The sequence below is a fragment of the Puia dinghuensis genome, assembly GCF_014642875.1.
Classification (GTDB): domain Bacteria; phylum Bacteroidota; class Bacteroidia; order Chitinophagales; family Chitinophagaceae; genus Puia; species Puia dinghuensis.
Map to the genome: position 1 here is coordinate 545281 of NZ_BMJC01000002.1, position 23594 is coordinate 568874.

14 protein-coding genes are annotated in these 23594 nt (G+C 56.8%); 2 read left to right on the forward strand and 12 right to left on the reverse strand.

Annotation, left to right across the window (positions count from 1 at the left end):
• Positions 1-17 precede the first annotated feature (17 nt).
• Positions 18-1058: an LIC11966 family surface protein gene (locus IEY39_RS10535; RefSeq protein WP_188931216.1), complete on the forward strand. Its 1041-nt coding sequence runs from the start codon at positions 18-20 to the stop codon at positions 1056-1058.
• A gap of 42 nt (positions 1059-1100) precedes the next feature.
• On the opposite strand, the gene IEY39_RS10540 is transcribed toward IEY39_RS10535, so the two are convergent.
• The 12 genes from IEY39_RS10540 to IEY39_RS10595 all read right to left on the reverse strand — a co-directional run bounded on the left by IEY39_RS10540 (position 1101) and on the right by IEY39_RS10595 (position 22352).
• Positions 1101-1250: a DUF5989 family protein gene (locus tag IEY39_RS10540; protein WP_188931218.1), complete on the reverse strand. Its 150-nt coding sequence runs from the start codon at positions 1248-1250 to the stop codon at positions 1101-1103.
• Between the two features lie 11 nt (positions 1251-1261).
• Positions 1262-3202 carry an SGNH/GDSL hydrolase family protein gene (locus IEY39_RS10545; RefSeq protein WP_188931220.1) on the reverse strand — a complete coding sequence of 647 codons (1941 nt, stop codon included), beginning with the start codon at positions 3200-3202 and terminating at the stop codon, positions 1262-1264.
• Positions 3203-3212: 10 nt separating this feature from the next.
• Positions 3213-5681, reverse strand: coding sequence for a glycoside hydrolase family 3 N-terminal domain-containing protein (locus IEY39_RS10550; protein ID WP_188931223.1), 2469 nt, complete (start codon positions 5679-5681; stop codon positions 3213-3215).
• A 63-nt stretch (positions 5682-5744) separates the two neighbouring features.
• Positions 5745-8495 carry a Kelch repeat-containing protein gene (locus IEY39_RS10555; protein ID WP_188931225.1) on the reverse strand — a complete coding sequence of 917 codons (2751 nt, stop codon included), beginning with the start codon at positions 8493-8495 and terminating at the stop codon, positions 5745-5747.
• Positions 8496-8576: 81 nt separating this feature from the next.
• The gene (locus IEY39_RS10560) at positions 8577-10757 is read right to left on the reverse strand and encodes a GH92 family glycosyl hydrolase (protein WP_188931227.1); all 2181 of its coding nucleotides are present in this window, start codon (positions 10755-10757) and stop codon (positions 8577-8579) included.
• A gap of 44 nt (positions 10758-10801) precedes the next feature.
• A complete protein-coding gene (locus IEY39_RS10565; RefSeq protein ID WP_188931229.1) occupies positions 10802-12358 on the reverse strand; it encodes a RagB/SusD family nutrient uptake outer membrane protein in 1557 nt (518 codons plus the stop codon).
• Positions 12359-12423: 65 nt separating this feature from the next.
• Entirely contained in the window at positions 12424-15450 is a 3027-nt protein-coding gene (locus tag IEY39_RS10570) for a SusC/RagA family TonB-linked outer membrane protein (protein ID WP_188931231.1), read from the reverse strand.
• A 100-nt stretch (positions 15451-15550) separates the two neighbouring features.
• Positions 15551-17800 (reverse strand): outer membrane protein assembly factor BamB family protein, encoded by a 2250-nt coding sequence (locus IEY39_RS10575; RefSeq protein WP_188931233.1) that lies wholly within the window; start codon positions 17798-17800, stop codon positions 15551-15553.
• A 1-nt stretch (position 17801) separates the two neighbouring features.
• On the reverse strand, positions 17802-19187 hold the full coding sequence (locus IEY39_RS10580) for an enolase C-terminal domain-like protein (RefSeq protein WP_188931235.1): 1386 nt from the start codon (positions 19185-19187) through the stop codon (positions 17802-17804).
• Positions 19188-19288: 101 nt separating this feature from the next.
• The gene (locus IEY39_RS10585) at positions 19289-20038 is read right to left on the reverse strand and encodes a hypothetical protein (protein ID WP_188931237.1); all 750 of its coding nucleotides are present in this window, start codon (positions 20036-20038) and stop codon (positions 19289-19291) included.
• Positions 20039-20068: 30 nt separating this feature from the next.
• A complete protein-coding gene (locus tag IEY39_RS10590) occupies positions 20069-21100 on the reverse strand; it encodes a hypothetical protein (protein ID WP_188931239.1) in 1032 nt (343 codons plus the stop codon).
• A 4-nt stretch (positions 21101-21104) separates the two neighbouring features.
• On the reverse strand, positions 21105-22352 hold the full coding sequence (locus IEY39_RS10595; RefSeq protein ID WP_188931241.1) for a nucleoside permease: 1248 nt from the start codon (positions 22350-22352) through the stop codon (positions 21105-21107).
• 66 nt (positions 22353-22418) lie between these two features.
• Here IEY39_RS10595 and mqnE point away from each other — a divergent pair, with 66 nt between their 5' ends.
• On the forward strand, positions 22419-23594 hold the full coding sequence (gene mqnE, locus IEY39_RS10600) for an aminofutalosine synthase MqnE (RefSeq protein WP_229688864.1): 1176 nt from the start codon (positions 22419-22421) through the stop codon (positions 23592-23594).

Below are 23594 nucleotides of genomic sequence, written 5' to 3' on the forward strand. Positions count from 1 at the left end.
TAAACCAAACCTGACATATGAAGTCTACACTCTTACTCCTGCCCTTGTTGGGCACCCTTCTGTTTTCGATTCCCTGCGTTGCGCAAGACATGGACAATCCCGGCACTTATGTGACAGCCGTCAGCAAGACGCTTGGGGCTATGGACGCCAAGTATATGGCGTATGTAAGCGCCGCCGCGCATGGCCGCCGGGCCAGGAAGGTGGAGAAGCTGCGGCAGGAGGTGCTGGACAATATCACAGATTGCCGGTATAAGATGACAGACCTGCCGATGTATAAGGGCGACAATTCGCTGCGGCAGGCGGGCATCGACTATATCAAGCTGGTCTATATCGTCTTTAGCGAGGATTACAAGAAGATAGTCGATGTGGAAGAACTGGCCGAGCAGTCGGTGGATGAGATGCAGGCCTACCTGTTGTTACAGGACAAGGTGAGCCAAAAGCTGACCGAAGGCTGGGCCAATCTGGACAAGGCAACGAAGGCGTTTGCCGACAAATATCACGTGACGCTGACATCGGAGGCGAGCCCGCTGGGGCAAAAGCTGGAGACTGCCGACAAGCTGGACAAACATATCAACGCGGTGTACCTGGCCTTCTTCAAATGCAACTGGGAGGACAACCAATTAGTGAAGGCGATGAATGACAAGAAGGTGAACGATATGGAACAGGCGCGGAGCGCGCTGGCGAGCTATGCCGCGCAGGGTTTGAAGGACCTTGATACGGTGAAGCCTTTTGAAGGGGATGCGTCACTGATCGCGTCGTGCCGGCGGGCGTTGCAGTTCTACCAGCAGGAAGCCGAGAAGGATGTCCCGAAGCTGACGGATTTCTATGTGAAGTCGGAGGAATTCGACAAGCTGAAGAAGTCCTTTGATGCGAAGGGCAGCGGGCGTACGAAGGAGGATGTGGATGCTTACAACAAAGCCGTGAACGATATCAACGCTTCGGTGAAAGGGTTCAACCAGACCAACCAGAAGGTGAATGCCGCGAGATCGCAGGCAGTCAACGATTTTAACGACGCCGAGCGGAAGTTTGCGGATGAACATATGCCGCACTACCGGTAGCCATCGCAGCAGGCTATCCCGAAGGGATAGTTGGCATGGTGTTTAGAACAGGCTATAGATGAAGGGAGCGAGGGCTGTAGAGCCGCCGAGGACGATGATGAGGCTGAGAGCGAGCAATAGGATGATCAACGGCAGCAGCCAGAGTCTTTTGCGGGTGCGCAGGAAGAGCCAGAGTTCTTTCAGGAATTCCATTGTATTGAAGTTTATTTTTTCTGAATACTTTCCCGGTATTTTAATGCGGCGGGGTGGTTGCCCATCCGATCGTAGGTGTTGGCGATAGAGTCGCGGATGGTGCTGTTGGCCGAATCGCCGGAGAGTTCTCTTTCCAGGCCGATGACCCCGAGGGTGGCGACGCGGACCGATCGGAGGTTGATACCCGTAGTATTGTTGGCGATGGCATAGTCGAGATAGGGCATAGCGGCGGCGGGTTGGTCGGTCTGCAGGCAGAGAACGAAGAGGTAACGGGCCTTGTCGAAGGAAGGCTCGCGATCGAAGGCCAGGCGGAAATAGCGGATGGCTTTTTCTCTCTCGTTAAGTTTCCCATAAAGCATAGCGGTCTTTTCATAAAACCCCGCTTCTGTCGGATGTTCGAGGCAAAGCGCTTCCATGACGGCCGCGGCTCTCGCCCAATCATCTGTCTTACTGTAATAATCATACAATTGCCGCATGGCGTCTTCCCAGGGGAGATGTTCGAAGGCGACTGCATAGGCCAGATCGCTTTCTTCGGTGGTGAGGTGGTAAGCCTGCCGGGAAGGGGGGCCGCCATCGCGACCGGAAACGTTGAAAGGCCAGTTGTTTTTCAGATTGTCGATCTTATAGGCGCCGCTGAGCGAGTCGACCCGGGTGATGGGCATTTCGGCGATGAGCTGTTGCAGGGTAAGGTCGTTTTTGGCGGCCGGTGGAATGATGCTATACTGCTGCAAGGCCTGATAGAAGGCGTCGGACAGCAGCGCATAACCCATCAGGTTGGGATGAACGTGTTCGAGCATAAGGCTGTTGCCGATGATGCCATGAGCGGAGGCGGAGTCGAAGGCTGCGCGGGTGTCGACGAGATGGGTGTTATCACTGTATTTGCGACAGAGCTTTTCGATGATGTCGCTGAGTGCTTCGGGGGCACGGAAGCGGAGCGCATCCATGTCCTTTGCGAGCGTATAGTCTTGTTTGGCGGTGCCGTAGTCGCCGTGTTGCCAGGCCTGGTTAGCCAGCGTAAAATTATAGCCGGCGGTAGTGGAGTCAGGCCCCTTAGTGGTGGTGCTGCTGAAGGGGGGCTGATCCTTTAGATTGGAGACGAGGTTGCTGAGGAAGACAGGAATACCTTCCTGGTGAAAGAGCGCGAGGGTCTTGTCCATGTTGGTGCTAAACTGCTGAATGCCGAGCGTGTAAAGCGCGGAGCCGTAGGTGATCTGCTGGTCGGCAACCATCAGCTCCATACGGGTACGGCCCGTCATTGGCGGGCCGGAGGAGAAGAGGTGCATCATAGCACGATATACCCGGGTGAGCAGCTGGATGAAGCGCCACTGGCGGAGCCAAAGCAGCGTGTCGACGAGCCAGGGGGTACCACCGAGGCGATCGGTAGAACCCACCCCCAGGGCGCCGTAGTATTCGTTGTGCCCTGTGTAGATGAGGACGGCATCGGGTTGTTGTTTCGCGACTTCGCGGGCAAAGCCCAGGACGGTGTAGGAATTGACGGCGGTGAGAGAAACATTGATGATCTCTATTCTTTTCCCGGGGTTGTTGCACATCAGGCGATATTGGAGCCAGCGATGAAAGGACCCGTTGTGGAAGTACGGATAGCCGATGGTGGTAGATTCCCCGAGGACAAAGATGCGGAGGGTGCCGGGTTCTTTTGTTTTTCTGAAGGGCTCCCGGTTGCCGGTGGTGGCCATACCCTCATCGGTGAAGTATCGTTTTGAGGCATCGGGGTTGAAGATGAGCCAGTCCTTGTTGCCGGGGGCATTGATGAAGACGGAGGTATCGTAGCCGTAATGGAAGAGATGGAGGACTCCTTCCAGGAGCAGGATGAGGACTATCGGCAGGATAAGGGCGATGAGCCGGAAGAGGCGAAGGCGCGAGGGTGGTACGGCTGGGGTAGCGGCGCGGGCGGCGGTTGTGGTGGTGGTGTCTTTGGCTGAGGCTTTGGGCATGGCTGAAGAATTATTTGACCAGGAGGCTTGAGGTGAGGCGGATATCGGTGGAAGAAGCACCGACCATGATGCGGAATTCGCCGGGTTCGACAACGCGGCGCATGGCCACATTCCAGAGGGCTAATTGATCGGGACCAAGGCGGAAGTGGAGGGTCTTGCTTTCTCCCGGTGCAAGCGTGACGCGGGCGAAGCCTTTCAGGGCAATGGCAGGTGTGGTGACGCTGCTGACGACATCGCGGATATAAAGCTGGGGTATCTCGTCGCCGGCGAGGGAACCGGTGTTGGTCACGGTGACCCGGACGTCGGCCGACCCGTCAATGGGGATCGTTGCAGGGGTCACCTGCAGGTTGGCATAATCGAAATGAGTATAACTGAGGCCGTGGCCAAAGGCGAATAAGGGAGTATCCTTTTCGTCGACATAGTGATGGTGGCTTGTCGGTTTATGATTATAGTAGAAAGGTATCTGGCCTTCCGATCGGGGGAAGGTCATGGGCAGGCGGCCGGAGGGGTTGGTGTTGCCGAGGAGGATGTCGGCGATGGCGAGCCCGCCCTGTTCGCCGGAGAACCAGGTCTCGACGATGGCGGGAACGTGTCCGGCGACCCAGTCGATGCAGAGAGGCCGGCCATTGGCGAGCGTAACGACGACCGGTTTCCCGGTGGCGACGACTGCTTTTATGAGTTGGGTTTGCTGCTCGCTGAGTTGGAGATGGGCGCGGTCTTTGCCTTCGCCGACGATGGCGGGTTCTTCACCAAGAGCGACGATGGTGAGATCGGCCTCGCGGACGGCGCTGAGGGCGGCAGAGAGCTGATCGTTGACGGGGCGGGCGGCAGTGGTGCTATCCGTTGGATTGCCGGGGGCGCCGGGGTTGCCGGTGGCGTCGGGGTTGCCGGGGGCGCCGGGGTTGTCAGGGGCGTCGGGGTTGCCGGGTGTGTACCCGGGTTCGTAGCGAATGGACAGGTTGGCGCCGGCCTTCTGACGAAGACCATCGAGGATGGAAATGGCTTTGCCTTCACTATTGGAATAGCCGCCGAGATAAGTGCTGGTGGCGAGGGGGCCAATGACGGCTAGGCTGTGAATGTTTTGTTTTATGGGGAGGAGGTTACCGTCGTTCTTTAGCAAACAGATGCCTTCGGCGGCGGCTTTAAGAGCAAGCTGCTGGTGTTGGGGGGTATGGAATACGCGGGTGATGAGCGTGGTGTCCGTATAGGGATGATCGAAGAGGCCCAGCAGGAATTTTACACGAAGAATATCGCGGACGGCGTTGTCGAGCTGGGCGATGGAGAGGAGGTGTTGCCCGATAGCCGTATGCATGGCTGAGCGGAATTCCACATGCGGCCAATCATAGAACTGCATGTTGAGGCCGGCCTTGAGGCTGCGGGCGAGGGCTTCGGCCGGGCTGGCGACGACGTGGTGGTTCTCGAAGGACATTTTTATGGCGCCGAGGTCGGAGAGGACGAAGCCTTTGAAGCCCCATTCCTTGCGGAGGACGTCCGTAAGAAGCCATTTGTTGTCCACGCAGGGGATGCCGTCGAGTTCGCTATAGGCGGCCATCATGCCAAGGGCGCCGCCTTCGCGGACGGCTTTTTCAAAAACATAGAGAAACGAGCTGCGGGCTTCGCGCTCACCGATGTTGACGGGTGCGGTGTTGCTGCCTGCTTCGGGGATGCCATGAACGGCGAAATGTTTTGGTTCGGCGATGACGGCATCGGGGTGGTCGACGCCCAGGCCCTGGAGGCCTTTGACCATAGCGACGCCGTTGCGGGCGTCGAGCCAGGTGTCCTCTCCATAGGTTTCTTCGACGCGGCCCCAACGGGGATCGCGGGGCAGGCAAAGGACAGGCGCCAGGAGCATGTCGATGCCATGAGCACGGGTTTCGGTGGCAATAGCGCGGCCAACGTCGTGGAGCAGGGTCGTATCCCAGGCGCCGGAGAGCTCCAGAGGGATAGGAAAGGTGGTGCTGCCCTTGCCGCTATAACCGTGGAGCCCCTCTTCGATGAAGAGGACGGGGATGCCCAGGCGGGTCTTTTCCAGCGCATAGCGTTGGATGCGGTTGGCGATGTCGGCGGTGAGGGGGTAGAAATCGTGGATGGAGCCCGCCCCTTCAGTGCCGAGGCATGCGGCTGTTTTGGCGGGGTCATAGGCTGCAGCTTCGTGGCCATCGGCTTTGGGGCCGGACATGATGGCGAGCTCTTTTCCCCAGTACATGTCGAGTTGACGGATCTTTTCGTCAACGGTCATGCGTGCGAGGAGGTCTTCTACGCGGCGGGCGATGGGGAGACGGGGGTCTTTGTAAGGCGGCACGGGAGGATTATGTGCGCGAATAGGCCTATTCTCAAAATTAGACCTATTCGCGCAAAGGGCTAATGTCTGACCTTCGGTCGAGCCACCGGAGGTGGCTCCTAGGAAATGCACAGGCCGGGCGGAAAGAAAGATCAGGAGAACAGGAATGGTGACAAGCAGGCGATAGCAATAGCTCATAGCTGCAAAGATGGGCGCAGGCGATTAACAGGAGGTTTAATTTTCCGGTTAACGGGAACATTTTCAGGCGATGATCTCCTGGAACGACCGGGAGAAGTCGGCGTTGTAGATGTCCTTATAATCTTTTGCGAATTTCAGATAAGTGTTGCTGGCGAGGTTATGGCGTTTGAGATGGATGAGGCTTTTGCATTTGAACGTGAGAGCATCTTCGTTGAGCTGATCGAAGTAGAAGATGCAGTTGGTGATCTCGATGATGAATTCGGGGTTTTCGGTGCTGCCATGGTGGCGGAGATAGCTGAGACATCGGTCGATGACGGCATTCGAAACTTCGGACTTTATGTCGTCGAGCCAGTTGTATTCTGTTTGCAGGAGGAAGGGCCCCCTTTTTATGATGTCGATGAGGGCATGTATCTGACGGGCGTCAGGTGTAGTTGTTTCCCCGAGAAGGCCGGCAAATCTTTTATAGTCGAGGAAGGTGTCGTCCTGCGCCTGGAGCTGCCAGTAGCCGGCGGCTTTGGTGATGCTGCAGTTGCCGATCTTCTCGAGGATAGGTTTTAGTTTGGCGAGGTTGACCGAGCGGTTGTTCTTAGCGTCTTTTTCGGCCTTATCATGCCAGAGTATCTCGTTGAGGCCCTCGGAGGAGATGCCGCGGCCATTGCGGATGGTGTAGGTGGTTATGATGAGGAAGAGTTCTTTTAGCAGGGGGGTAAACGCGCGGGTGCAGTCGTGGCCATCGCGGTCGAAGGCCTGGAAGGGGCCGAAGAGGTAGATAGCAGAGGTATGGAGGCTGGCATTGGGGGTTGCAGCGGGGTCGGTGAAGCCAGCGGAGAGTTCGGGTTCAGGTTGGGATGCGGTGGAGGGCCAGCCTGCAATCGGTTGCGGTGGCGCCTCTCCGACAGATGGTGTTTCTCTTGCGGATGTGGCTGGGATTTGCGCAGTGGCGGCTATCGTGGTGCCTGCGGCGGCGGATGTTCCAAGGCCGGGGGGAGTGTTGGCCGCGGGGGTGTTGGCCGCGGTGTTGGTGGCCATGGTGTTGGTTGCGGCGGCGGTTTTGCGGCGGCGGCGGCCAATGCGGGCTGTGGCGAACAGTACCAGGAAGAGAGTGAGTCCTACGACTATGACCGCGCCGATGAGAATGAGCAGCTGCGTGCCGTTATCGCGGACGCGACGGGTGGCCGTAGTGATGGCGAGGCTTGCGGGTTCGGGAGGATAGTTGAGCGTATAGATATGCACCAGGGTGTTCTTATCCTTCTGGTTGTCGGCGGTATATTTCGAATAGAAGAGCGTGACGGCGATGAGCTTGTTGCTGGAGGGAGAGTAAAAGAGATCGGCAAAGGACTGAATGTCGTGAAAGGTATAAGGGATGGCGTTGCCGACAAGGCGATAGGTGGAGTCGGTGAGCCTGCCTTCTACGAGCTGCAGCTGCGAGTTGTAGGTGTCGTTTGCGAAGAGGAGACCATACCAGTTGTCATTGGTGACGACCATGCTGTTGGCGAAAGTATAAGGATAGCTAAGGGTTTTAAGGGAAAGCAGTTTCCTGAACGATCGCTTTTTTATATCGTAGCGAAAAAGATCGTAGTAGTTGCGTGGGTCGAGCATCTGGTCGCCGGAGAGGCTGCCATAGCCCCCAGCTATATACGCGTATTTGTCGCTGGCGCCGAGGGCGGCGAGATAGCGGGGCGGCAGGTAGTCGCCGGTAGTTTTTACGGTGTCCCAATGATGCGTGGGAAAATGATAGCGTTGAAGACGGTTCTTATATCGCAGCTGTCCATAGCCGCCGAAGATGTAAAGGGAACTGTCGGCCGGCGAAAGAAATTTATTGGCGTGCCAGTATTCGGTGAGCGGACCAAAGCTGAAGTTCGGGTCCCACGCGCGGGTAGTGAAGGAGAAGGTGGAGACGGTCTTGCGATCGATGCAGATATCGAGCAGGCGACCGGTGAAGGTGTCATAGATATTCTGATGGCCGATGAGGAATTCCATGTGACGGGTGGGGATGTAATCCAAGGCGTAGCCGTCTTTCGTAAACGTGTATGCGGTGAGGGTGTCAGCGCCGGTGATGTAGAGCTTATCCTGTTTTGGATCGTAAGCCGCGCCCGCATAGCCATTGACAGCGAAGGAGCCGACGAGCTCCCACTGCTGGTATTTCGGTTTGAGCCAGATGGGGTTCTTTATCCTGGCGGCGTGGTGGCCGGTCTTATCCATGGCTGTCTCGCCGGTCGTTTCGTCGAGTGGCCAGTAATACTGCTGAGCACCGCTGGTGAGGCGGATGTCCTTTACCTGCATAGGCGGGATGTCGCGGGTACGAAATTTACGGTAATCGTTGGCGCCCCAGAGAAATTTGAAGCAGCTGCCGATTACGGGTATGGGACTACTGCCGACTACGTGGCCATTGACGGAGAATTGGATGAGGCGCTTGTCGGGAGAAGCATGAAGCGTAAAGCGGTTCCAGTCGCGGTAGAGCCTGCTACTGTCGACGGTGAAGCTGATGCCGGAGAAGTTCTCGCCGACGATGACCTTGAAGGCGCGCAGCGCCTGATTGTAGATGAGGTCGATATTTTGATCGCTGCCGCCGTTGCCGACCGCGATGATGCGGAAGACATAGCCGAAGTAGATCTCGTGGTGTGGAAGGAAGTTGAGATCGAAAGAGAGTTCGAAGTCGTTTGCGAGGCAGAGGGAGTCGTCGGGGCTGAGGTCGAGAGCGGTCCGCTTTTCCTGTACAACTTCATGGCTGCTGAATACCAGACCATAGGATTGGGCATGCGCGCTTGTACCAAACAGGAGAACGGCAGCAATGCAATTAAGTAACCTCTTCATAAACTGTCATAAAGATAGAGGATTTCCCGCGGAAAGCACAGGCAGACCTATGTGCGCGAATAGTCCTGGCGGCTCCTGCCGTCAGTCGGCTGTACCCGGTGGTGTGGCTTCGACGCCCCATTGCGTATTGGGTTTTGGACCCATTTCCAACTCGAGCGTGCCGCCGGCCATGAGTTGGCGATGGGTGAACCAAGGACTTTTCAGTGGCACGCCGTCGATACGGGCGCTTTGGATGTACTTGTTCTCCGTTGAACAGTGATGGGCGATGAGCGTAAACTGTTTACCGTTGTCGAGAGCGATGGTGACCTTGCTGAACACGGGGCTGCCGATGGTGTAGACGGGCAGACCGGGGGTAACAGGATAGAAGCCCATACAGGAAAAGACTACGAAGGCAGACATCCCGCCGCCATCCTCATCACCAGGGATGCCGAAGATATCGTCGCGAAACCAGGTGGAGAGCAGGAGCCTGATCTTTTCCTGGGTCTTCCAGGGCGTGCCGACATAGTTGTAGAGATAAGGAATATGAAAAGAAGGTTCGTTGGCCATGGAGTATTGCCCGACGAGCCCGGTGGCGTCGGGGAATTTATTCCAGAACTCTTGTTTGCTGCGGCCGAGGCCTTCGCGGAAGAGTTGATCCAGTCTTTCTTCGGCCGCTTTTTTGCCACCCATCAGGTGGATGAGGGCGGGGATGTTCTCCTGCACCTGCCAGAGATAGGTGTACCCATTGTTCTCGTCATAGTAATCTCGACCGCCGGGGCCGCCGTCGAATTTCGGGTCGATGTCGATCCAGGCGCCTTTATCGTCTTTGGGAAGGAAGAATTTTCTTTCCGGGCTCCACAGGTTGGTATAGTCGTGCGCACGGGCGGCGAAGGTCTGTGCATCGGCAGTTTTGCCCAGGTCTTTTGCCAGCTGTTGCAGGGCCCAGTCGTCGTAGGAAGCGCCGAGAGTGACGGCAACGGCCTGACGCCGTTCGAAGGGATGTACCTGCGGGACGCTCTCTTTTTCGCCCGGCCGGAGGGCGGGGAACCAGCCGTTGGTGCGATAGAAGCTATCCAGGGAAGTAGCAGGGCCGTTGCGCCAGGGCAATAGTGTGGCGTCAGTGGCATTCTTCCGCATGCCTTCGTAGGCTGTCGTCATGTCGACTTTGCGAAGACCTTTTCGCCAGGCATCGAGGAAGATGACGGTGGAATGAAAGCCATTCATGCAGGCATAGTCGCCGAAGAGTACGGGGAAGGTGGGCATCCAGCCGGATTGTTTGTACATGCGAACATAGGAATCGAGCATGTCCTCTTCCTGCGCCGGGTGGAGTATCGTCCGGAGGGGATGGAGGGCCAAATAGGTGTCCCAGGACCAGTCGTCGACATAAAAGGGACGTGAATCGGTTTCTATTTTATGGGAGTACCCGCTATAATAACGGCCATCCTCGGTGATGTCGACCATGCGTTCGTGACAGCGGTAGAGGGCCGTATAGAAAACCCGGCGCTGCGCTTCAATACCACCTTCAACCCGGATGCGGTTGATGATATTCGACCAGGCTTGTTCGGCATGGAGTTTTACGGCGTCGAAGGTGGTGTGGGCTATTTCTTTTTGGAAGTTGGCTTCTGCCTGATCGGGACTGATGAAGCTGATGGCGTAACGAAGTCCGATGGTTGTTGTTCCCGCGGGGAAAGTGATGGCGGGACTTGCCTGGCTGGTGTCGGGTTTGCCGGGCGTGGTGAATTCGATGTGGGCGTATATTTTGACGTTGCCCTGCCAGGTTTCGGTGGCGTCGAGTTTATCATTCGCGGTGAAATGCCAGCCGGCCGGACCGCCGTTGAGTTTGTCGAGGAGAATGGAGGGTGTTGTGTTCTCCGGAAAGGTGAAGCGATAGAAGCCGGTGAGGCGGCCGGGGGTGTATTCCACGGTGATGCCGGTGTTGAGCAGGTGGGTACAATAATACCAGGGCCGGGTGATCTCGTCATCGTAGGGCATGCGTTGCGACCAGGCATCCGGCGTGACGTCACCGATGGTGGGCCGGATTGCGAAGGCTTCGCCGAGGCGATGGGAGACGGCGGTGAGGGGGAAGCAGGTGATCTGATCGTCGAGGTAGTCTTTCCGGATAGGATAGACGCGGACGGGCTGGTTTGGCAGACTGGCGGTAGGCCGGGTGGGTTCGAGGAGGGCGCCGACGTTGCCGATGGTAGGATCGATATAGCGGGCGGGAGATTGAGCGGAAAGGGTCGCGGAAATGCTTAAAAGGAGGATTGCGAAAAGATGCTTCATATGCGAGTTTGAAGGCGGCGCCCCCGACGGGGGCGCCGCACTTTTTAATAGCCTGGATTTTGCTTCCAATTAGGGTCGTTGCTCATATCCTGGAACGGAATAGGCGCAATATAACGGGTACTGAGAGCATTGCTCGAGTTGATGGGATTCTCCAGCGGGCTACGGGCCGCATTGATCTTCTGCAGCATCTGTAACCGGACGATATCGAACCAGCGGACGCCGTTTTCACCGGCGAATTCCCAGGCACGTTCTTGTACGACGGAATCGCGGAAGGCCAGTTGCGAAAGGCCGGGCGTCATGTCGGGGAGGCCGGCGCGTTCGCGGACGAGGTTGACTGCGCTATATGACGCTGCCGAGGGGCCATTGCCGGCCATGTCGGAAGCTTCCGCATAATCCAACAGAACCATGGCATAGCGGATGAAATCCTGGGCCTTGTTAGTGCTGGGGGTTATGGAAAGGATGGAGTTGCTTGTCTCCTTCACGCCATCGGCAACGCCACCGGTGACCAGACCATGCCTGAACTTCTTATAATAGGGATGACCGGCGTGAGTAAGCGGCGAGTTCCACGGCACGAGGGTGAAGGTCTTTTTGTCGGAGTTGAGGAGTTTGAGGGTGTCGTAGTAGGTGCACCACGAACGGTAACACTTAGGCGAATTGAGATAGAAATTGATCTCGGGATAAAAATCGTCCCAGCCGCCGGAACCGTCGAGCCCGGATTCATCCAGGGGAACAGAGGTCGACCCAAAGCTGCGTTCGGGTACGCCTGCCGTGACATTGAACTGGAGGGCGAAAATGGATTCCGGTCCATTGTTGGTAGTCCAGTTGGTATTGAAGTCGGGGTCGAGCGAATAGGCGCCCGAGGTCATAACGCTGTCCGCTTCAGCGGCGGATTGTGCATAGTACTGCTGTTGGTTGAGGGGCCAGCCGGTCATACTCAGGTATACGTCGGCGAGTAGTGAACGGGCTGCACCGGAGGTAGCACGGCCGGGCTGGCTGGGCCAGGAAGCAGGCAGCCACGCAGCGGCTTGCTGCAGGTCGCTGACGATGGTCGCATAGACCTTGGACACGGAGTCGCGTTGCGGCCGGGCATTTGCCGCAATGGGAGCGGTGATATCGGGTATCGGTCCAAAGACCCGCACCAGGTAGTAATACGAGAAGGCCCTTAAGAAAAATGCCTGGCCTGCCGACTGTTGCAGGGCTGTTTGCGTGCTGCCCGTGACCTTTGTATAGTTGGCCAGTACATTGTTGGCCTGGTAGATGGAAGCCCAGGGCCCCTGCCATTGGTTGATGAGGCCTGAGTTGTTGCTGGAGGCATTGAGCTCATCGAATTCCCGGAAGATCGCCTTGTTAAGTCCCGGGTCTGTCGTCAGATCGTCGGCGCCAAAACAGGAAGTCATCCGGGTGGTGAAGCCAAACGCATAATCAGGCGTCAGCTCGGCATAGACGGCGGCCACCGAAGCGTCGAGATCGGATTGGGTTTTGAAATAGGTGCTGGGAGTGAGGTTGGACTTGGGATCCTCATCGAGTTTCTGACAGCCTGTTGCCAGAAGCAGGCCGAGGGTGGTTATGGCGAGAAGATATCTATTATTATTCGCTTTCATAATGTCTTTTTTTATAGGTGCTCATGAATGCTTCGCATTTCATATGCTTTTTCGTTTTGAGGATTTTAGAAACCGGCGCGGAGACCGAAGGTGAACGAACGTGGGTTGGGGATGACGCCAGTTTCGAGGCCTTGGGTGATGCCGTTGGTCATATTGGTGACCTCGGGGTCATAGCCGGGATAGTTGGTGATGGTGAACACATTCTGGCTGCTGACATAGATCTCGAGGTTGCGGACTTTCGCCGGGGTGATCCACTGTTGCGGGACATGCCAGGACAAAGCGATGTTCTTTAGCTTAATAAAGCTGCCGTCGAATACCCAGCGGCTACTGTTGATATAGTTGTTGCTTGAGGGGCTGAAAGTGGGCACGTCGGTCTCATGCTGTGGCGTCCAGACGTTGAGGATGCCCGCATTGGTCGCATTGCGCGCGTCACCCAGGCCGCCATAGGTATAGGGCAGAGTGCCCGAATAGATCTGGCCGCCATGGCTGCCATAGAAGAGCATGGTGAGCGTAAAATTGCCGTAGGTGAGGTCATTCGACCAGGAGAAGGTGTACTTGGGGGTACCGTTGCCGATGGGAATACGGTCGTCGGTGGCATTGATGGTATGTGTGCCCAGCACGTCGAGATATTTGGAGTCGCCGGGCTTGTTGCCGTACACGGCGGCCTGTGCGGCTTCGCTGGACTTCCAGGTGCCGAGGAATTTAAAGCCATAGAACTCACCCAGCGGCATACCGACCTTCAGGATGGAAATACCCGATTGCGCCGAACCGATATTGCTGGTGATCACATTGTCGAGGCCATTGAGGGTAAGCAGCTTGTTAGTGTTGAAAGATATTATGCCCGAGGTGGTCCATTTGAAATTGCGGGTGCTGACCGGGGTCGCGCCGAGATTGAATTCGAAGCCCCTATTGTAGAGACTGCCCAGGTTGATCTGATAGTTCTGGCCGCTATTATAGTAAGGGGCGGTGAGATTGTATAAAAGATCGGTCACTTTTCGGTAGTAGTAATCTCCTGTGAAGGTGATGAGACCATTGAGGAAGACGGCATCGATGCCGACATCGGTCTGATTATCGCGCTCCCATTTCAGGTTGGTAGACACAGGTCCGCCAAGTGGAGTGTAGATAGATACGGCAGATTGATTACCATTGAAGGGATAGCCTGTCGCATTTTCGACCCCGCCGACATTGATCTTGGGAATGGAACTATACGCACCCACTGTCTGGTTGCCCGTCACGCCATAACTGGCGCGCAGTTTCAAAAAGGATATCACGCGTGAGCTTGCCAGGAAGTCTTCCTTGGAGATGATCCAGCCCAGGGCGGCGGAGGGGAACACGCTGTATTTCTGGGTAAGCACCGAGCTGCCGTCATCGCGGATCGTTCCATTGAGGAGGTACCTGTCCTTGAACTTATACTCTACCCTACCCATATAGGATTGCAGGGCCTGCGAAGAATACCCGGAGCTGGTGTTTTGTGTAGCGCCCAGGCCGAGGTTATAGTAACCCAGGGAATAGGTGGAGAGATTAGTGGCCTTGCTCCAGTTGTTATACCCTGTTCCGCTGGACTGTTCGTAGAGCGCGGTAACGGTGAGATCGTGGTCGCCCCAGGAGCCCTTATAGGTAAAATAGTTACTGTTCTGGAAGCTGTGGCCACCACTCGTGTTCTGTAAGGCGAAGCCGTTGCTCGAGTTAGCCAGATAGGTGCTGGTTCCGGGTCCGTAAAGCTGCCTGTTGATATTGGAGCTATTGGAGTACGTGTTGTTGGATGTGAAAGTGAGGCCTTTTATGATGCGATAAGTAAGGATACCCGTACCAGTGAGGTTGGTCGAACTGTTATCGTTGAGTCCATTGGTCTCCTGGGCGATGGGGTTGATGCCCAGTGCGGCATGCGATGACTCCAGGATAAAATTGCCGTTGGCATCCTTTATCGGGGAGGTGGGGTCCCAGGCATAGGCCTCGGCGAAGGGGTCGGTGATGTCGCCCTGGTACCAGGTGTTGCGGTTGTGGGGGAGCGACCCGGTGAGATTGAATTGCAGGTTGAGCCTGTCACTGGCCTTGATGAGAAAATTCGCGCGCGCGATGTCGGTGCGGTACCATTGGTTGATGATGAGGCCGGGCTGGTCGAGATGCAGGTAGGAGACCATGTACTTGACGTCGTTGCTGCCACCGGAGACGGACACCTGGTAGTTCTGGACCCAGGGTTTATCCTGGAGAGCATGCTGCCAGTCGGTGCCCGGGTTGGTCTTGAATGACTGGATCTGGGCATCGGAGAAAGCAGGTGGCTGACCGGTGGTGGCGTACTGGGCGTTGGTGGCAATGGCGAACTGGTAAGCGTTCATGAGGGGCAGTTCTTTCGCGATCATTTCCTTTTTCACCCAGGGGTTGATGTCGATGCGGGTCTTGTTTTCCTTTCCGAGCTTGGTGGTGATGATGACAACGCCGGTGGAGCCGCGGGAACCGTAGATGGCGGTGGCGGAGGCGTCTTTGAGAACCTCAATCGACTCGATGTCGTTGGGCGAGATGGTGGAGATGTCGCCGCCGATCTGGCCATCGATGACATAGAGGGGATCGTTGTTATTGTTGATAGAGGCGGTGCCGCGAATGCGCACGGCGAGGCCGGCGCCGGGCATACCATTGACGCTCTGCACTGTGACACCGGGTACGGTGCCCTGCAGCGCTTCTTCCACGCGCACGATCGGTTTTTTGACGATGTCGGCGGCTTTTACTGTGACCGTGGCGCCGGTGACATCCCGCTTGCGCTGTTCGCCATAACCGATGACGATGACGTCGCCGAGGGTGCGGGTGTCCTGGTGGAGCGAAATGGTGAAGTTGGAGTTGCCTTTATAGGTGTAGTCAAAGCTTTCATAGCCTACAAAGGAGATGGTGAAAACGGGTTTGATCTGAGGGCCGGTGTTGATGTGGAAGATGCCGTTTTCGTCGGTTGTAGCGGAGAGGGTCGTGCCTTTGATGGTGACGGTGGCGCCGGCGAGGGGTTTGCCGGCTTCGTCGGTGACCTTACCGCTGATCGCCTGGTTTTGGGCAGACGATCGAAGGAGGCTTGCTATTAATAGCAGCAGGAGCAGCATTTTTTTCATACAGCAAATAATTTGTTTACAAAAGAAGGCGGCCAGGGTTAACGGAGGCTTTAATTATCCATTAATGCAGTGATTAATAGGAGTTATTTCGAAGATTTTTTTAGTGAGGGAGGGCGAAGGCGAGGTAATTGCCTCCGGTGGGGAGTCCCCTACCCCCGCCTGCTGCGATGACGATGTATTGAAAGCCGTCCACTTCGTAGGTGATGGGGGTTGCAAAGCCCGCGTTGGGGAGGTGGTATTGCCAGACGATGTTGCCGGTGCGGATGTCGAAGGCACGGATCATGCCGTCACGGGTGCCGGCGATGAAGAGGAGGCCGCCGGCGGTGACGAGCGGACCGCCGTAGGATTCCATACCGGTGGGTGGGATGCCTTTCTTTGTCAGTTGGGGGAATTCGCCGAGTGGCACCCGCCAGCGGTAGTCACCGGTGGTCAGGTCGATAGCGTTGAGCGTGCCCCAGGGTGGTTTTATGCCAGGGTAGCCGTCGGAGTCGGTGAGCTTTTCCCAGATGGCTGCCGAGTAGGCGGGTTGGTAGGGAAAGGGGGAGTTTTGGGCGGCGACGATTGCTGCCGGGTCGCGGTTTCGCATTGCGTCGCGGTTTTGGACGGCAACGTTCGGATTGCTGTTGCCGCCGCGAGTGTTGCCGGAGTTGTTTCCATCGAGGAGGTAGTGAATGATAGCTGCGCGCTGCGGGTCGGACAGTTGCGGGAAGGAAGGCATGCGGTTCTGGCCGTGCGCGAGGATGGCGAAGATGTCGGCGGGCCTCAGGCGTTTGCCGACGGTGGTGAGATCGGGTATCTCGTGGCCGTTGCCTTTGCGGTCGGCGCCGTGGCATGCGGCGCAGCTGACCGCATAGAGGGCGCTGCCGGTGTTGCGGGTGGCGGCCGCTTGTTTTTCGCGTTGTTGTTTGGAGATCATTCTGAGCAACCAGGGGGCGTCGTTGCCATTTTGATAAAGGATGCCATCGGGGTCGATGGCGTTGCCGCCCCATTCGGCGCCACCGCTGTAGCCGACGAGGAGGGTGCCGGTGGTGTCGGGCGGAAGGAATTTATTGGGAGCGGTTTTCGCGTTGGTTGTTTGGTTGAAGATGCGTTGGACGTATGCATGAGCTTCGGGGGAGATAGTCGTGAGATCGCTGTCGGTGATGGTCTGATGGGCGAAGGGCAGCGGTTTTCGCGGATAGCGTTGGGTAGAAGCCGGGTGTTCTCCGGGCAGGCCGCCGGTGGTGGGGACAGGGCGCTCGTCGATGGGGAATAGCGATTGGCCATTGTCACGGTCGAGCACATAGATGACGCCGTCCTTTGTGGCCTGGACGAGGACGTCGGTCTTTTTGCCGTCGTGTTCGATGGTGGCGAGATTCGGCGGGCAGGGGATGTCACGATCCCAGAGATCGTGGTGCATCGTCTGGAAGTGCCAGACCAGCCGGCCCGTGGCGGCGTCGAGGGCGAGGATACAGTCGGAGTAGAGATTGTCGCCGGGACGATCGCCGCCATAGAAATCCGCGGAAGGCGAGCCGGTGCCGAAGTAAACGACACCCCTTTTTTCGTCGAGGGAGAGACCGCTCCAGTTGTTGGTTCCACCCGCCCATTTGTATGCGTCTCCGGGCCAGGTGTCATAGCCGGGTTCACCGGGCTGAGGGATGGTGTGGAAAGTCCAGATGAGCCTGCCCGTGATGACGTCGAAGCCGCGGACATAGCCGGGCGCCGCGTCACCGGATTCGGAGACAGCCGTGCCGATGATGAGCGTGTTCTTATAAATGATGCCAGGAGTAGTGGCGGTGACATAGAGCCCTTCGACAGGGTGATTGATATCGAGCCCGGTGTAGAGGGATATCCTCCCGCTGTCGCCGAAGGTTGGGATGGGCGTACCGGTTAGCGCATCGATAGCATACAAGTTGGGGCCCGCGGCATAGAAGAGGCGGTGATCGTTGTTGCCGTCTGTCCAGTAAGTGACGCCGCGGCATTGGTTGATGCGGGGTTTTGTGTGGGCGAAGGGATCGAATTTCCAGCGTTGGGCGCCGGTAGCAGCATCGAGGGCGAAGAGCTGCAGGGTAGAGCTCGTGCCATAAAGGATGCCGCCCACGACGATGGGCTGGCACTGGTTCTCGTGCTCGTGTTTTGCCACGGCGGCCCCGGTGTCGGCGGAATTGTAGATCCAGGCGAGCTTTAACGTTTTGACGTTGCCGGGGTTTATCCGGGTTAACGGGGAGTAACGGTTATTTTCTTTGTTACCCCCGTATGCGGGATAGTCGGTGTTGCGCCGGTGGGTGCAGGCGGTGAGGACGAAGAGGGCGGCCGCGAGGAGGGCGCGCATGCCGGGGAGGCGAGTGAGGTTCGGATGGGCGTGTTGCATGTCAGGGACGGATGATGGTGCCGTCACGGCCACGGAGGGTCCACTTGCCGGCGTTGTTGGTGATGGGATATTTTGCAGCCAGTTTCTCGTTGATGTCGACGCCAAGGCCGGGGGCTTCGTTGATATACATATAGCCTTTTTTTATCTCGGGGGTACCGGGGAACACCTCTTTTGTCACATCATTGAAGAAGACGGACTCCTGGACCCCGAAGTTCCAGATGGCGAGATCGATATGACATTGGGCGGCGTGGCCAACGGGTGAGACGTCGCCGGGGCCGTGCCAGCCGGAGCGAACGTTGAAGAACTCGCCGAGGTGGGCCACTTTTATGGCAGGTGTGATGCCGCCGATCTGCGAGACATGGCAACGGAAATAATCGAAGTCGCGTCTGGCGATATAGTCCACGAACTCGTTGGGGTTGTTGAACAATTCGCCCATGGCAAAGGGTACGGTGGTGGCGGCGCGCAGCTGAGGGAAGAGGTGCATGTTCTCGGGTGTGAGCGGGTCTTCGATCCAGTAAGGGTCGAACTCTTCGAGGCGCCGGCACATGTTGATCATGTCCTGTGGCTGGACACGTTCGTGCGTGTCGTGAAGCAGCTCTACCTCTTCGCCGCAGGTCTTGCGAACGGTGGCGAACAGTTTGGGCACGGCCTGGATATAAGCGCGGGCGTCCATGAAGTCGTCGGTGGGGCGGCCGAAGCCGGCATCGCGCCAGTCGGGTTGTTTCGCCAATTGAAGGGAGCCATAGCCGCCTTGCTGGATGCGGACGTGACGGAAGCCCTGGTCCATGAATTTCTGCACATTGGCCGCTACTTCTTCAGGCGTATGACCGTCCGCGTGGGCATAGCAGTCGACCGCGAAGCGGGCCTTGCCGCCCAGCAGCTGGTAGACAGGCATATTGGCCCTTTTCCCTTTTATATCCCATAGGGCCTGGTTGAGGCCGCTGAGGGCATTGTTGAGCACGGGGCCATTGCGCCAGTAAGAGCTGACGAAGAAGGCCTGCCAGAGGTCTTCGATATCATCGACATTTCTCCCGACACAGAAGTCGGGCATATAATTATTGATGGCCGTGACGACGACTTCGGCACGCTGGGTGAAGGTGGCACAGCCGATGCCGTAGAGGCCGGGTTCGGAGGTCTCTACTTTTACGACGACGAGGTTGGCGCCCTGGGGGGCGGTACCGATGGCTTTTACCGATCGGATAGTGACCGGGGGCAGGCCAGTGCGGTTTTCCCCGGGGGGTGAGTCCCTGTGAGGCACTGGGGGTGTTGCGGCGATGGGGGGCGTGGGGGATGCTGACGCGGATGCGGCGAGGCTGCTGAAGACGGTAGCTGCGGAGCCGAGGCCTACCATTTTCAGGAGCTGCCGGCGGGGAATGCGATCGTTCATATGGAAGTTGTATTTAAATGTACTGGAAATGCGTTTGCAAGTAAGCAGAGCGGGCTTAACAGAGTGATTAATTTACGACTAATACCCTAATTATATCCTTACTACTTATTAAGTTGGTTTACCAGTCCAATGAGGAAGGCTTCGTTTATCGGGTCCGAGGAGTGAACCGCCAGCCAGGCATCGGCTTTGGGGCCGAGGGCCTGACGGATGTCCTTTTTCTTTAATCTGACGTGCGTATAGAGTCTGTCACCGGGCATGACGATATAATATTCGTAGGTGTCGACATACTCGTCGTAGTTGTTGCCGGTGGAGGTGAGGCCATTGGTCTCGTAGTTGGCGCGGCGGTATTGGGTCTTTATCTCGCGGTAGAGAGTGTAGTGATAATTTCCGGATGAGTCGCTCAATCGCTCAAAGAAGATTTTTGGGTCGATGCCGTCGATGCGGACGAGGACGGTTTGTTTGCCACTGTCGACAAAGTGGAGTTCGCGGGCCTGGGTCGTCTGGACCTTTATGATGGTCTTGCCATCGACGGTAAAATAGAGGACATGGGAGATCTTGTCGTAGTTGAGAAAGAGGCGGTCGTCCCTTAAGACGGTGTCGTAGATACCGATGACATAGCCTTTTGGCCAGTTGTAGAACAGCAGGCGGCTGCCTCTTGTAGAATCCTTGTCACCACCATGCCAGGATACAAAACTGCCGGTGCGGTTATAGCTGGCGGCGTCGGCGGGGTTTGTCAGCCGGCTTGCCTCCTGGATAGCGTTCGACATAGAAATGGCTTCCTGGCTGGATTGCGGACGGGCTACCAGGGAGCAGGCGAGGACTGATACCAGGAGCGGGATCAATTTTCTCATGGTGTGATAAATGTACCGATTTTTCCAGGGCTATGGTGTTAACGTATAGAAGTCGTAGGTGAGGGTCCAGGTGAAGAGTTCACCGGGGGCGATCTTGATATGGATAAAGGGTTCGGGGCAGAGGGTTTTTACCGAAGCCCAGAAGGCGAGCCTTGCCAGCGGCCGGTCGCATCTGATGCGCACCGCGGCACCTGTCCGGTGTTCTTCCAAACGAAAGTCGTAGTCGTCGGCTTTGTCGTTATAGCCATGAATGATGGCGTAGACAGATTGCTTTGCGGCGAAGGGTTGCAGGATGACGATGGAGTCGCCGCGGACGTCGGCGAGTTCGCCCATGCCCCGGGGTTGTTCGGTGGTGATGGGGAAGGGAAGTTTTAAGACCCGGCCGGGGGCTACCGTCTGGGTGTCGATGACGAAGAAGTTGTGGTCAAAGACATCGGTTTCGATGGTATTCTGACCGGTGTTCTTCAAGGTATGGGTGATGACCATCTGGGGTTTGCCCGGGGTGAGGGTGATATTCTTTATATAGATGTAGGAATAGCCGGGGGTCGCGAGGTCGTGGCGGAATTCGATGGCGCCGGGCGCCCTGGTAACGTACCAGTTGCCGGGGTAACGGATGGGATAATACCTGAATTGGTTGTACCGGGCTGTGTCGGGCCGGGTGAGGATGCCCACGCCTATCTGCACAAAGATGCCGCCGGGCTGGGCCTGGTCATAACCGAGGGGCCAGAAAGATTCCACGGGGCCCATGATAGCATCGTTGATGGTGGGGTCGTATTGGGGAAACCACTGGCCGAAATAGGTATGGCCCTGGTACTCGAGGACGGGCATGACGCCCGACCAGTCGAAACGGGTGCTGCGATAGTAGCCGGTACGCGCGTCCGGGAGGTAGAAGCGGGCGTGGAGAAAGCCATTGGAGAGATCGGCCTGCGGCCAGGCAGTGGTGTCGCTTTGCGCGGTTGCGACTGGGGTGTTGGCGGCGTGCCCGGCTGGTGCGGGGGTGTTGGCGGCTGCTGCGAGGTGCAGCGCTGCGGTGAGGACGAGGATGACCGTTGGCTTTTTCATTTTTTTAATGTTGAAAGGCAGGGGTAGCCGCTGTTGGGTCGTGTTTGTAGCGGAATACCAGGGGGAAGGTGATACCCAGCGCGAGGGCGTAGGCTGCGAAGGTCAGCCAGATGCTGTGCCAGTCCTTTACGCCATCTGTGGTAAAATAGTCGACGACCCGCCCGCTGATATAGGTGCCGATCCAGGCGCCAAAGCCATTGGTCATCAGCATGAAGAGTCCCTGGGCACTGGCCCTGATCTTTATATCGGCTTCCCGTTCGACGAAGAGAGAGCCGGAGATATTGAAGAAATCGAAGGCCATGCCATAGACGATCATGGAAAGTACGAGAAAGGGCAGGCCACTACCGGGGTTGCCGATGCCGAAGAGGCCAAAGCGGAAGACCCAGGCGAAGATGCTCATGATCATCACCTGCTTGATGCCAAACCTGCGCAGGAAGAAGGGGATGGTGAGGATAAACAGCGTTTCGGATATCTGTGAGATGGAGATGAGCAGAACGGAATGACGCACTCCAAAGGAATCGGCGTAGCGGGCATCACGGGCGAAATCGTTGAGGAAACCGCTGGCGAAGGCATTGCTGATCTGCAGGGCGAAGCCAAGCAGCATGGCGTAGATGAAGAAGATGAGCATCTTTCTTCGCCTGAACAGGGTGAAGGCGTCGAGACCGAGTGAAGAGGCGAAGCTGCGTTTGGTGTTGGGGACGGGTGCACATGGAGGCATCGTGAAGGCATAGATGGCCAGGATGACGCCGGCGCCGGCGCTGATGTATAGTTGCAGAGGGCTGAGGCTGCACCCGGTGAGGTCGACCAGCCACATCGCACAAACGAAACCCACTGTTCCCCATACGCGGATGGGGGGAAAGTCTTTGATGACGCTGAGATGCTTTCTTTCGAGGATGATATAGGAGACGGTGTTATTGAGCGCGATGGTGGGCATGAAGAAGAAGGAGTTGAGCAGCATCGCGACGTAGAAGGTACCGTAGTCATGGAGGGTAGAGGCCCAGATGAGCATGCCGGCGCCGATGAAATGGCAGAGTCCGAGTACGCGTTCGGCATTGAGCCATCGATCGGCCACGATGCCAAAGAGCGCAGGGGTGAAGATGGAGGCGATGCCCATGGTACCATAGATGCTTCCTACTTGTACGCCATTGAAATGCAGAACATTGAACATATATCCGCCAAGGGAGATGAGCCAGGCGCCCCAGACGAAGAATTCGAGGAAGTTCATTACAATGAGGCGGAATTTGATACTCATGCGATGCTTTATATAATTAGTACAAGAATGGAAGATACAGTATTTTTGCCTTTTAAATCACGGCATATGAATACCATGACAAAGGGATCGGATATTTTGTTGAAGACGACGGATAAGGACATACAGCGCATAGGCGAGAAGATAAATGCAGGGGAGCGGATCAGCCCGGAGGAAGGCATCCTGCTTTTTGAGAAGGGGTCCCTACCCTTTCTTGGCGCCCTGGCAAATGGGGTACGTGAGCGCCTGCACGGCAACAAAACGTATTTTAATCGAAACTTCCATATAGAGCCAACCAACGTTTGTGTTTTCACCTGTAATTTCTGTTCCTATTCGCGGGTTTATTCGCACCGTGACGAGGGTTGGGAGCTGTCGCAGCAGCAGATGCTGGATATTGTCAGGAGTTATGACGGCAAGCCTGTAACGGAAGTGCATATCGTCGGCGGGGTTCATCCCAAGATGAATCTGGAGTTTTTTATCGAAGTGTTGCAGAAGATAAAGACGCACAGGCCCGACCTGCACATCAAGGGTTTTACGGCGGTAGAGCTGGATTATATGTTCCGCAAGGCAAAGCTGTCGATAGAGGAAGGAATGAAACGCCTCCATGCAGCCGGCCTTGATTCGATGCCAGGTGGCGGTGCGGAGATCTTCCACCCGGATGTGCGGAAGGTGATCTGTGCGGACAAGGTGGATGCCGATGGCTGGCTGGCTATCCATGAGACGGCGCACCGGCTGGGGATGCATACGAATGCGACGATGTTGTACGGGCATATCGAGACCTATGCGCATCGCATCGACCATATGAACCGGTTGCGCGAACTGCAGGACCGGACAAAGGGTTTCAACACCTTTATCCCGCTGAAATTCCGCAACAAGGACAATGATATGAGTCATGTGCCCGAGTCGACGGTGGTGGAGGATATGAAGCTGTACGCGGTGGCGCGGCTGTATATGGATAATTTCCCGCATCTGAAAGCGTACTGGCCGATGCTGGGTAGACAGAATGCGCAGCTGACGCTGGCCTTTGGGGTGAATGATCTCGACGGCACCATCGATGATACGACGAAGATCTATTCGATGGCGGGCAGCGAGGAGCAGACGCCGAGTCTGTCGACGACGCAGCTGGTGTCGCTGATCAGGCAGGTGGGGCGGGAGCCGGTAGAGCGGGACACCCTGTATAACGAGATCAGGAATTACAAGGATGTCGATCTCGACCAGATGGCCCAGGACCCGAGTTTGAATTAG

Bases quoted from the DNA above. Each gene is read 5' to 3' on its own strand.
- IEY39_RS10570 (WP_188931231.1), bottom strand. From the start codon at position 15,450: ATGAAAAAAATGCTGCTCCTGCTGCTATTAATAGCAAGCCTCCTTCGA.
- IEY39_RS10535 (WP_188931216.1), top strand. From the start codon at position 18: ATGAAGTCTACACTCTTACTCCTGCCCTTGTTGGGCACCCTTCTGTTT.
- IEY39_RS10595 (WP_188931241.1), bottom strand. From the start codon at position 22,352: ATGAGTATCAAATTCCGCCTCATTGTAATGAACTTCCTCGAATTCTTC.
- IEY39_RS10540 (WP_188931218.1), bottom strand. From the start codon at position 1,250: ATGGAATTCCTGAAAGAACTCTGGCTCTTCCTGCGCACCCGCAAAAGA.
- IEY39_RS10575 (WP_188931233.1), bottom strand. From the start codon at position 17,800: ATGCAACACGCCCATCCGAACCTCACTCGCCTCCCCGGCATGCGCGCC.
- IEY39_RS10555 (WP_188931225.1), bottom strand. From the start codon at position 8,495: ATGAAGAGGTTACTTAATTGCATTGCTGCCGTTCTCCTGTTTGGTACA.
- IEY39_RS10545 (WP_188931220.1), bottom strand. From the start codon at position 3,202: ATGCCCAAAGCCTCAGCCAAAGACACCACCACCACAACCGCCGCCCGC.
- IEY39_RS10590 (WP_188931239.1), bottom strand. From the start codon at position 21,100: ATGAAAAAGCCAACGGTCATCCTCGTCCTCACCGCAGCGCTGCACCTC.
- IEY39_RS10550 (WP_188931223.1), bottom strand. From the start codon at position 5,681: ATGAGCTATTGCTATCGCCTGCTTGTCACCATTCCTGTTCTCCTGATC.
- IEY39_RS10580 (WP_188931235.1), bottom strand. From the start codon at position 19,187: ATGAACGATCGCATTCCCCGCCGGCAGCTCCTGAAAATGGTAGGCCTC.
- IEY39_RS10560 (WP_188931227.1), bottom strand. From the start codon at position 10,757: ATGAAGCATCTTTTCGCAATCCTCCTTTTAAGCATTTCCGCGACCCTT.
- IEY39_RS10565 (WP_188931229.1), bottom strand. From the start codon at position 12,358: ATGAAAGCGAATAATAATAGATATCTTCTCGCCATAACCACCCTCGGC.
- mqnE (WP_229688864.1), top strand. From the start codon at position 22,419: ATGAATACCATGACAAAGGGATCGGATATTTTGTTGAAGACGACGGAT.
- IEY39_RS10585 (WP_188931237.1), bottom strand. From the start codon at position 20,038: ATGAGAAAATTGATCCCGCTCCTGGTATCAGTCCTCGCCTGCTCCCTG.